Source organism: Pseudomonas sp. LBUM1651 (genome assembly GCF_059716135.1).
Window position 1 is genome coordinate 6,231,997 of sequence record NZ_CP166805.1, and the last position, 10,732, is coordinate 6,242,728.

Below are 10,732 nucleotides of genomic sequence, written 5' to 3' on the forward strand. Positions count from 1 at the left end.
GTCTTAATGGTTCTCTTCGTGCGCCATCGACAGGTAAACGATGGTCAGCATCATGAAGATAAACGCCTGCAGGGTGATGATCAGGATGTGGAACACAGCCCACGCCCACTGCAGAACTATGCCCAGGCCGCTAAGCCAGAGCAGACCGCTGCCGAACATCACAGCAATCAGAATGAAGACCAGCTCGCCGGCGTACATGTTGCCGAACAGACGCAGTGCCAGCGAGATTGGCTTGGCCACCAGCGTCACGAACTCCAGCAGGAAGTTCACCGGAATCAACAGGGCCTGAACAAAGATGTTCTTACTGCCGAACGGGTGCAGGGTCAGTTCGCCGATGAAGCCGCCGATGCCCTTGACCTTGATGCTGTAGAAAATGATCAACGCGAACACCGACAGGGCCATGCCCAGGGTAGCGTTCGGGTCAGTGGTCGATACGGCACGGAATGGAATGTGCGCATCACCAGTGATCAGGATGGCCAGCTGAGGAATCCAGTCGACCGGGATCAGGTCGACGGCGTTCATCAGGAAGACCCAGACGAAGATGGTCAGTGCCAGCGGTGCAATCACCGGGCTACGGCCATGGAAGCTGTCTTTCACGCTGCCATCGACGAATTCGACCAATACTTCAACGAAGTTCTGCAAAGCACCAGGCTGACCGGAAGTCGCCTTCTTTGCCGCCATGCGGAAAAGAAGAACGAAGATCAGACCCAAAGCGACCGACCAGCCGAGGGTATCGACGTGGAAAGCCCAGAAGCCCATTTCTTTGGCTTCTGCTGCGGTGTGGGCAAAACCCCACCCGCCGGTTGGGTGCTGACCGAAGGTCAGGTTCTGCAAGTGGTGCTGGATATAGCCCGAAGCGGTTGTTTCTGCCATGGTTGCCTCAAACGCCCTAAGGTCTCGAAAGTCTTGTTCTCATCAGCAGGGGCGCGAACCAGCTGACCAGTTGGGTCAACACGAAGACGCCGAATACAGCTAGCGGCGCCAATGGCTTCACACCTGCAAACGTCAATGCAAAGAGCACTGCCGTCAAAATCAGTTTGCCCGCCTCGCCGGCATAAAAAGACCGGACGATGGCTTGAGCTGCTCGGGCGCCGGAAAACCGAAATGCCCTGTGAGCGAAATAAACATTGGGCAGCAAGGCTATCAGGCCTCCGCAGAGTCCTGAGTACCCGGCAACGACTCCGTGCCATTGCCAGAGCGCCAAAGCGGCGATCAGCAAAACGACAAACTGAGCCATCAACACCGGAAAAACTGCCAGGCGATGGAACGGCAAGCGGTTTGGCGTGCGGCTTTCCATCACAATTACTCCCCAATGGTCGGCTGCCAGAATTCAATAACTTGGCATAATTTGTGCCGACAAAATGCGCGCAGAGTATAGGGGCGGTTCTGCCCCTATTCAACTGTCAGGTAGTGATTTCCGACTGCACGCTACATGAGGAAATGTTTCAGCGAATGTGTGCGAGCACACCCTGAAGCTCATCGAGGGAGTTGTAACCGATCACCAACTGCCCCTTCCCCTTCTTTCCGTGTCGGATCTGCACCGCAGAGCCTAGGCGCTCGGCCAGGCGCTGCTCGAGTCGGGCGATATCCGGGTCCGGTTTTACCGGTTCGGCAGGCTCCTGTTTGCCACTCAACCACTGGCGAACCAGTGCCTCAGTCTGGCGCACAGTCAGCCCTCGTGCGACAACATGTCGCGCCCCTTCAACCTGTTGATTTTCCGGCAAACCAAGCAAAGCTCGCGCATGACCCATTTCCAGGTCGCCGTGGGACAGCATGGTTTTGATAACTTCCGGCAACGCGATCAAGCGTAGCAGGTTGGCCACGGTCACGCGGGACTTGCCCACCGCTTCGGCCACTTGTTGCTGAGTCAGCTGGAATTCCTGCTGCAAACGCTGCAGGGCTACCGCTTCTTCGATCGGATTGAGGTCTTCGCGCTGGATGTTCTCGATCAGCGCCATGGCGATGGCGGTTTCATCCGGCACATCGCGAACCATCGCCGGGATGGTTTCCTGGCCAGCCTGCTGGCTGGCGCGCCAGCGGCGTTCGCCGGCAATGATTTCGAAGCGGCCGCTACCGATCGGACGAACCACGATCGGCTGCATCACGCCCTGGGCCTTGATCGACTGCGCCAGCTCTTCCAGCGCCTGAGGATCCATGTCCCGGCGCGGCTGGTACTTGCCGCGCTGGATCAGGTCCAGGGGCAAATGCTGCAGCTCACGCTGATCGGCTTGTACCGCCTGCTCTTCCAGCGAGCTGACAGTCGGACCGCTCAGCAGTGCATCCAGTCCACGTCCGAGACCTCGTTTCTTGACGGCCATGGGGATTCCTTAAGTTGGCTGAGCAGCGGCGGTGCGTGAGTTTTTGCGCTGACGGCGAACCATCTCGCCCGCCAATGCCAGATAGGCAATGGCACCCCGTGATGTTTTGTCGTACGCCAGCGCCGGCATGCCATAGCTTGGCGCTTCGGCCAGGCGGATGTTGCGCGGAATGACGGTATCGTAGAGCTGCTCGCCGAAGTGTTCCTTGAGCTGAGCCGACACGTCGTTCATCAGGCTCAGGCGCGGGTCGTACATCGTGCGCAACAAGCCTTCGACTTTCAGGTTCGGGTTCAGCAGTTCAGCGATGCGCTTGATGTTATCCACAAGGTCGCTCAAGCCTTCGAGCGCAAAGTACTCGCACTGCATGGGGATAATGACCCCGTCAGCCGCGACCAGAGCGTTCAGTGTCAGCATCGACAGCGACGGCGGGCAGTCGATCAAAATGTAATCGTAGTTTTCACGGATCGGCGCCAACGCGCTGCGCAAGCGGCTCTCCTTCATCTGCATTTCCAGCAGAACCACTTCGGCCGCGGTCAGGTCACGGTTGGCCGGCAACAGCTGGTAACCACCGTGTTCGGAGTAGTGCATGGCCTGGGCCAGATCGCACTCGCCGATCAGCAAGTCGTAAACCGAATTTTCCAGGCCGTGTTTATCCACACCGCTACCCATGGTGGCGTTGCCCTGTGGATCGAGATCGATCAACAGCACCCGGCGCTTGGTAGCGACCAGGGATGCTGCGAGGTTGATGCAGGTGGTGGTTTTGCCCACACCACCTTTTTGGTTCGCTATCGCGAATACCTTAGCCATTCTTGCTTGTGTTCCCAATCATGCCGTGCGGCGCAGTATCAGCAGATGGCGTTGGCCTTGGCAACCAGGTACGGCCAAGGCGTGTTCGCTATCGAGGTGGAAGTCTGCCGGCAATGCTACCAGCTCATCGGCCGGATGAACGCCCTTCATTGCCAGCCAGCGTGTATCGGCGTCGCCGAGGTGGCGCGTCCAGTTGCTGAAGTTCTCCATGCTGCTGAAAGCCCGGGAGATGATCCCGTTGAACGGCTGTGCAGGCTGGAAGGCTTCGACGCGACTGTGGATAACTTGCAGGTTATCCAGTTTGAGTTCGAGTTTGACCTGGGTCAGGAAGCGGGTTTTCTTGCCGTTGCTGTCCAGGCAAGTCACTTGCGACTCTGGAAACAGGATCGCCAGCGGAATACCCGGCATGCCACCGCCGCTGCCAACGTCCAGCCAGCGGCCGTTTTCGATGAACGACATCACGCTCAAACTATCGAGCAGATGACGCGAGACCATTTCGTCCGGATCGCGCACGGCAGTCAGGTTGTAGGCCTTGTTCCATTTGATCAACAGGGCCAGATAGCCCAGCAACTGCGCGTGCTGGGTTTCGGTCAGTGTGACACCGAGCTGGCGAGCACCTGTGGATAACTCTTCGGCGTGTTGCGAGGTGACCAACGAACTCAAGCGCTTTGCTCCAACTGACGGCCCGCGCCGCGTTTTTTCAAATGAATCATCAACAGCGAAATCGCTGCCGGCGTAACGCCCGGAATACGCGACGCCTGGCCCAGAGTCTCTGGACGGGTCGCACCGAGCTTGCTCTGGATCTCTTTGGAGAGACCGCAAATGTTCGTGTAATCGATATCCACAGGCAGTTTCGTGTCCTCGCTGGCCCGCAGGCGCGCGATTTCATCCTGCTGACGATCGATATAACCGGCGTATTTGGTCTTGATTTCGACCTGCTCGGCAACCTGTGGATCTTCTGCGCCACCGCCGGTTACGGCGATCAAACCAGCGTAGTCGATTTCCGGACGACTCAGCAGATTGAGCAAGTTGTATTCGTGGGTCAGCGGTGTACCGAATTTTTCGGAAATTGCATCACCCTGCTCGGTGCCCGGGCGAACCCAGGTGCTTTTCAGGCGTTGTTCTTCCAGAGCGATGCTTTCGCGTTTGGTGCAGAAAGCCGCCCAGCGCGCGTCATCGACCAGACCCAGTTCGCGACCTTTTTCGGTCAAGCGCAGGTCGGCGTTGTCTTCGCGCAGGATCAGGCGGTACTCGGCGCGGGAGGTGAACATCCGGTACGGTTCCTGAGTACCCAACGTAATCAGGTCGTCGACCAAAACGCCGATGTACGCCTCGTCGCGACGCGGACACCAGGCGTCTTTGCCCTGAGCGCGCAGTGCAGCGTTGGCCCCGGCCAGCAAACCTTGGGCGCCGGCCTCTTCATAACCGGTGGTGCCATTGATCTGTCCGGCGAAAAACAGACCGCCGATCACTTTGGTTTCCAGACTGTACTTCAGGTCACGCGGGTCGAAGTAGTCATACTCGATGGCGTAGCCCGGACGCACGATGTGCGCATTCTCCATGCCGCGGATCGATTGCACGATCTGCAATTGCACGTCGAACGGCAGGGATGTGGATATCCCGTTCGGGTACAGCTCGTGCGTGGTCAGTCCTTCCGGTTCGATGAAGACCTGATGGCTTTCCTTGTCGGCAAAACGGTGGATCTTGTCTTCGATCGACGGGCAATAACGCGGGCCGATACCTTCGATCAACCCTGCATCGGAATACATCGGCGAACGGTCGAGGTTCGCTGCGATGATCTCGTGGGTCCGGGCGTTGGTGTGGGTAATCCAGCAGCTCACCTGTTTCGGGTGCTGCTCTTTGGAACCCATGAACGACATCACCGGGATCGGCGTATCGCCGGCTTGCTCGGTCATCACCGAGAAATCCACCGATCGACCGTCGATGCGCGGCGGTGTTCCTGTTTTCAAGCGGCCAACACGCAGTGGCAATTCACGCAGACGATGAGCCAGGGCAATCGATGGCGGATCACCGGCGCGACCACCGGAATAATTCTGCATTCCGATGTGGATAAGTCCTCCGAGGAAAGTGCCAGTGGTCAACACCACGGAATCTGCGAAGAAACGCAGGCCCATTTGGGTGACAACACCTCGCACTTGTTCCTGCTCGACGATCAGATCATCAGCGGCTTGTTGAAATATCCACAGGTTCGGCTGGTTTTCCAATGCTTCGCGGACAGCGGCCTTGTACAGAACCCGGTCTGCCTGAGCGCGAGTTGCACGCACGGCCGGGCCTTTGCGGCTGTTCAGAACGCGAAACTGGATACCGCCTTTATCGGTCGCCATGGCCATCGCGCCGCCGAGGGCATCGATTTCTTTCACCAGATGGCTTTTGCCGATCCCGCCAATGGCAGGGTTGCAACTCATGGCACCGAGGGTTTCCACGTTATGCGTCAGCAACAGGGTTTTTGCACCCATGCGTGCTGAGGCCAGTGCTGCCTCGGTACCGGCATGACCGCCGCCGATGACGATCACTTCAAAACGGGAAGGGAAATCCACCACGCACCTCGTGCCTGCTTCAGTTAGGTAATCAGGAATGGTTTGAGCTCAGGTTTTTGGACCTGGGCGGCAAGTATAGGGACTTCGCCCTTCCTAAAGAACCCTCTGCACAAAATTTAACCAGCTGTGGAGAAGTCGGGGTTATAGAAATTAAAAAGAGAGAAATTTATTAAATCTTTGTTTTTATGTTTATTTCTACTGAGGCACCTTTCTGTGGATAGATCTCTATAGGCCTTTATATTCAATATGTACAGAGATTCAAAACCCTGTGGTCATGTGCCAATGAAGGCCTTGGATAACCGGTGTAAGCCTGTGGATGAAAGGGGTTGTTATCCACAGAGGTGGTTATCTTCAGTTTTGAGGCCCTGTTATCAACTGCCCTTAGTGGCAGTTATTCACAGGGCTTAATCCACAGAAAAGCGGCGATTGATCAAATCCCGGGCACGAAAAATCCGCCCGGGCAGAAAGAATCTGCTCGGCACAGGAGACAATTCAAGAAAAGGAATGAGAACAGACAGGCACGAACGGCCTGTCTGTGGACAACGGAAGGACTATTTACCGATGCAGAAGCTGGAAAAGATCCGGCCCAGCAGATCATCGGAGCTGAATGCGCCGGTGATTTCACCCAAAGCGTGCTGTGCCTGGCGCAAATCCTCGGCCAGCAATTCACCGGCACCTGCCAGGGTCAGCTGTGCACGACCGTGCTCGAGGGAAGCACTGGCATGACGCAATGCTTCAAGGTGACGCCTGCGAGCACTGAAGCTGCTTTCCGAGGTCTGCTCATAGCCCATGCAGGCCTTGAGGTGGTCACGCAGCAATTCCAGACCCTCACCTGCAGACTTGGCGCTGAGGCTGATGGTGACGTGACCATCCTCGCTCACTTCCAGGGCAATAGCTTCACCGGTCAGGTCTGCCTTGTTTCGGATCAGCGTGACTTTGGCCGGATCCGGGCGGGTCTCCAGGAATTCCGGCCATAGCGCAAACGGATCAAGTGCTTCAGGAGCGGTGGCATCGACGACCAGCAGCACGCGATCTGCCTCACCGATGGCTTTCAACGCCCGTTCCACACCTATTTTTTCCACATGGTCATCGGTATCTCGCAGACCAGCGGTATCCACCACGTGCAACGGCATGCCATCGATGTGGATATGTTCGCGAAGAATGTCTCGGGTCGTGCCGGCAATCTCGGTCACGATCGCCGCTTCTCGCCCAGCCAGGGCGTTTAGCAAGCTGGATTTGCCGGCGTTCGGCCGACCGGCTATGACGACCGTCATGCCGTCGCGCAACAAGGCACCCTGCCCGGCTTCTCGCAGTACGGTGGATAACTCGTCGCGTACTTTGTCGAGCATGCTCAGCACGTGGCCATCGGCAAGGAAGTCGATTTCTTCTTCCGGAAAGTCGATCGCCGCTTCGACATAGATGCGCAGGCCAATCAATTGCTCAGTGAGGTTATGCACACGTTCGGAAAAGGCGCCCTGCAAGGAACGCAGTGCATTTCGCGCTGCCTGTGCAGAACTGGCCTCGATCAAATCGGCAATTGCTTCGGCCTGCGCGAGGTCGAGTTTGTCGTTGAGGAACGCACGCTCACTGAATTCACCCGGACGGGCCAGACGGCAACCCAGTTCCAGACAACGTTTGAGCAGCATATCGAGAACGATCGGGCCGCCATGGCCCTGGAGTTCCAGCACATCTTCGCCGGTGAACGAGTTCGGCCCCGGGAAATAGAGCGCGATGCCTTGGTCTAGCACCTCATCGTTTTCACTCAGGAACGGGCCATAGTGGGCAAATCGCGGCTTGAGTTCACGACCACTGAACGCTTTGGCCGCAACGCTCGCCAACGGCCCAGAAATACGGACGATGCCCACACCGCCGCGACCTTGAGCGGTGGCGACGGCGGCGATGGTTTCACGAGGAACGCTCATAAACCGGTATCCAGACAAAAGTGACAGATAGCAAAACGCCCCACTAGGGGGCGTTTTGAGTGGTTACCCACAGAGTAAGTTACGCCTCGGCTTTTTTGGTAGCCGCTTCGATCTTACGCGTGATGTACCACTGTTGGGCGATCGACAAAACGTTGTTCACTACCCAGTACAACACCAGACCAGCCGGGAACCACAGGAAGAAGAAGGTGAAGATGATAGGCATCAGCTTCATCACCTTGGCCTGCATCGGATCCGGAGGAGTCGGGTTCAACTGCTGCTGGATGAACATGGTTGCACCCATGATGATCGGCAGAATGAAGAACGGATCCTTGATCGACAGGTCAGTAATCCACAGCATGAACGGCGCCTGGCGCATTTCAACGCTTTCCAGCAGAACCCAGTACAACGAAAGGAATACCGGCATCTGCACGAGGATTGGCAAGCAACCACCCAGCGGATTGATCTTCTCTTTCTTGTACAGCTCCATCATGGCTTGCGACATTTTCTGCCGGTCATCGCCATGTTGCTCTTTCAGTGCAGCCAGTTTCGGAGCGACCGCACGCATACGGGCCATGGATTTGTAGCTGGCTGCCGACAACGGGAAGAAGATCCCTTTGATCAGCATGGTCAGGAAGATAATCGACCAGCCCCAGTTACCAACCAGCGCGTGGATGTGTTGCAGCAACCAGAAGATTGGCTGGGCAATGAACCAAAGAATGCCGTAGTCGACAGTCAGTTCCAGACCTGGGGACAACTCTTTCAGCACAGCCTGGCTTTTTGGACCGGCGTACAGAACAGCGCTGGTCTCGGCTTTCGCACCTGGGGCAACAGTCATTGCCGGTGCGGTGTAGCCGATGATGTAGTTGCCTTTGCTGTCTTTGCGGGTCTGGACGAGGTTGTTTTCGCCCTTCGCCGGAATCCATGCGGTCACGAAGTAGTGCTGCAACCAGGCAACCCAACCCCCGGTGACGGTTTCTTTCAGCTGAGCCTTGTCCATGTCGCTCATCGACACTTTCTTGTACGGCTCGTTACTTGTCCACAGGGCGGCGCCCAGATAAGTCGCGGTGCCGGTGGCGGTGCTGGAAGAAGGATCGGAGCTGGCATCACGCTTCAGTTGCGCGAACATTGCACCGGACCAGGGCTGAGCGCTCTGGTTGTCGATCAGGTAGGAAACGGTTACGTCGTACAGGCCACGTTTCAGGGTGAAACGCTTGATGTAGTTGACGCCGTCCTTGCTGAACTTCAGGTCCACGACCAATTGGTCCTGACCGTCAGCCAGTTGATAAATCTTCTTCTCCGAGGCGTAAACCGGACGACCGGCAGGACTTGCGTCCGGACCGTTGGTGCCAATCAAACCGCTTTGAGCCAGATAGGTCCGCTCGTTGCCGTTATCGAACAGCTGGAATGGAATTTCCGGATGGTCCTGGCGACGTGGATACAGCGGCAGCGTCAGCTGGGCAACATCACCACCTTGTGGATCGATAGCCAGGTTGAGCACATCCGTTTTGATCTGGATGAGGTCTTTGCTTGCAGCTACCGGCGTTTCAGCAGGAGCAGTTGCACTGGTATCGCTTGCGGCGCGTGGAATGTCGTCACTGACAGAAGCATTCTTGCCAGTCGCCGTATCCGGTAGGCCCGGTGCGGTAGTACTGGAAGCAACATTCTGAGTCGGCAGGGCAGCCTGGCCATAGTCTTGGTTCCATTTAAGAACCATAACGTAGGACACGATTGCCAGGGCGACGATCAGGATCGTGCGTTTGATATCCATGATTACTCGGTCATCGAAGAAGAACGGGAGGTAGGGATAGGTGGAACCGGGTCAAAACCACCGGGATTCCACGGATGACAGCGACCTAAACGACGAAAGGTCAGCCAGCCACCGCGCAGAAGGCCATGATTTTCTATGGCTTCTAACGCGTAGCAGGAACAACTGGGGTAGAAACGACAGTGACTGGCCATCAGGGGACTAATGGCATAGCGATAAAACTGGATCGGAACGAGTGCCAGTTTACGCATCGGGACTGTCTACCCCTACAGTTTCGGTTTTGACTGCTGGTACTGGCGTGCTGCGTGCCAGACGTTTCCAGAGTTTGCCGAAATGCTGAATTAATTCGGGGTTTTCTACGTCACCCAAACCTTTGCGCGCGACGATAACGATGTCCCAACCGACCAGTGAATCCTGGTTCAGACGGAACGATTCGCGCATCAGACGTTTGAGGCGATTGCGCTCGACGGAGAGCTTTACGCTCTTTTTCCCGATAACCAGCCCGAGACGGGGGTGATCAAGATCGTTGTTGCGCGCAAGGAGCAGGAGATTTTTCCCCGGAACCTTGCCGGTAGGGGAGTCAAAGACTGCCTTGAAATGCCGGGGAGTAAGCAAACGCTTTTCCCGACTGAAGTCCTGACTCACCTCCAGTGCCGGCTTATCAAACTGCCAGACGCGCACGACCTTTGGCGCGACGACGCGACAGAACGGCACGACCGTTCTTGGTAGCCATGCGAGCACGGAAACCGTGGGTACGAGCGCGTTTGATAGTGCTTGGTTGGAAAGTACGTTTCATTGTCGTGTTACCTGGTTCGTCCACAACGGGCCGGAATGGCCCCCGTTTTAAGAGACCGGGGATTCTAGAGAAAGCAAGCCTCTAGGTCAATTTCCAACCAGCGTTTCCTTATAAATAGATCTCCAGTGCTTTTGCTCGCCTTCAACCTTGACCAAATATAAAAATAAAGAAGGAAAGTATTTAAAGCTTTTTTGTAAAGCTTATAAAAGCTAGGGCACCGACTATCTGTGGATAACTACCTTCAGGCCTTCTATCCCGTACTGTACAGAGAATGACAACTACAGTGGAAAACGGTGGTCAGCCTGTGCTGCGCTGTCGGATAAGCTGTGTGTGAAAGGGGTGGTTATCCACAGGCAGGTTATCCACCGAGTTTCGCCCCCACTTGTACAACGACCTCAGGGGCGGTTATCCACAGAGCTTATGCACAGACCATTGGTCGTCTTTTTTGCGTATAAATCGTTGATTCTTCTTGGTCGGTGACCCACCTACGTGTGGATAAGTCGGCGTCTGGTCGCTACAATGGCCGCTTGTTTTTGCCTCACCGGCTTTCAACTTAGGGGATATCC

At 56.3% G+C, this 10,732-nt stretch carries 11 protein-coding genes; all 11 read right to left on the minus strand.

The window, feature by feature from the left end; genetic code table 11:
- Window positions 1-3 precede the first annotated feature (3 nt).
- Window positions 4-873, minus strand: coding sequence for a F0F1 ATP synthase subunit A (atpB, locus tag ACA066_RS29185; RefSeq protein ID WP_017341701.1), 870 nt, complete (start codon window positions 871-873; stop codon window positions 4-6).
- 16 nt (window positions 874-889) lie between these two features.
- Window positions 890-1,297, minus strand: coding sequence for a F0F1 ATP synthase subunit I (locus ACA066_RS29190; protein ID WP_010465473.1), 408 nt, complete (start codon window positions 1,295-1,297; stop codon window positions 890-892).
- Between the two features lie 148 nt (window positions 1,298-1,445).
- Entirely contained in the window at window positions 1,446-2,318 is an 873-nt protein-coding gene (locus ACA066_RS29195; protein ID WP_008027541.1) for a ParB/RepB/Spo0J family partition protein, read from the minus strand.
- Between the two features lie 9 nt (window positions 2,319-2,327).
- Window positions 2,328-3,125 (minus strand): ParA family protein, encoded by a 798-nt coding sequence (locus ACA066_RS29200; protein WP_017341702.1) that lies wholly within the window; start codon window positions 3,123-3,125, stop codon window positions 2,328-2,330.
- 18 nt (window positions 3,126-3,143) lie between these two features.
- Window positions 3,144-3,788: a 16S rRNA (guanine(527)-N(7))-methyltransferase RsmG gene (gene rsmG, locus ACA066_RS29205; protein WP_007948096.1), complete on the minus strand. Its 645-nt coding sequence runs from the start codon at window positions 3,786-3,788 to the stop codon at window positions 3,144-3,146.
- On the minus strand, window positions 3,785-5,683 hold the full coding sequence (mnmG, locus tag ACA066_RS29210) for a tRNA uridine-5-carboxymethylaminomethyl(34) synthesis enzyme MnmG (protein WP_497697616.1): 1,899 nt from the start codon (window positions 5,681-5,683) through the stop codon (window positions 3,785-3,787). Before mnmG ends, rsmG begins: the two co-directional genes overlap by 4 nt.
- A gap of 551 nt (window positions 5,684-6,234) precedes the next feature.
- Entirely contained in the window at window positions 6,235-7,605 is a 1,371-nt protein-coding gene (gene mnmE / locus ACA066_RS29215) for a tRNA uridine-5-carboxymethylaminomethyl(34) synthesis GTPase MnmE (RefSeq protein ID WP_497697617.1), read from the minus strand.
- A 79-nt stretch (window positions 7,606-7,684) separates the two neighbouring features.
- On the minus strand, window positions 7,685-9,373 hold the full coding sequence (gene yidC, locus ACA066_RS29220; protein ID WP_497697618.1) for a membrane protein insertase YidC: 1,689 nt from the start codon (window positions 9,371-9,373) through the stop codon (window positions 7,685-7,687).
- Between the two features lie 2 nt (window positions 9,374-9,375).
- Window positions 9,376-9,621, minus strand: a complete 246-nt coding sequence (gene yidD, locus ACA066_RS29225; protein ID WP_497697619.1) for a membrane protein insertion efficiency factor YidD — start codon at window positions 9,619-9,621, stop codon at window positions 9,376-9,378.
- On the minus strand, window positions 9,614-10,015 hold the full coding sequence (gene rnpA, locus ACA066_RS29230) for a ribonuclease P protein component (RefSeq protein WP_028620331.1): 402 nt from the start codon (window positions 10,013-10,015) through the stop codon (window positions 9,614-9,616). Before rnpA ends, yidD begins: the two co-directional genes overlap by 8 nt.
- A gap of 16 nt (window positions 10,016-10,031) precedes the next feature.
- On the minus strand, window positions 10,032-10,166 hold the full coding sequence (gene rpmH / locus ACA066_RS29235) for a 50S ribosomal protein L34 (protein WP_003213577.1): 135 nt from the start codon (window positions 10,164-10,166) through the stop codon (window positions 10,032-10,034).
- Window positions 10,167-10,732: the final 566 nt, after the last annotated feature.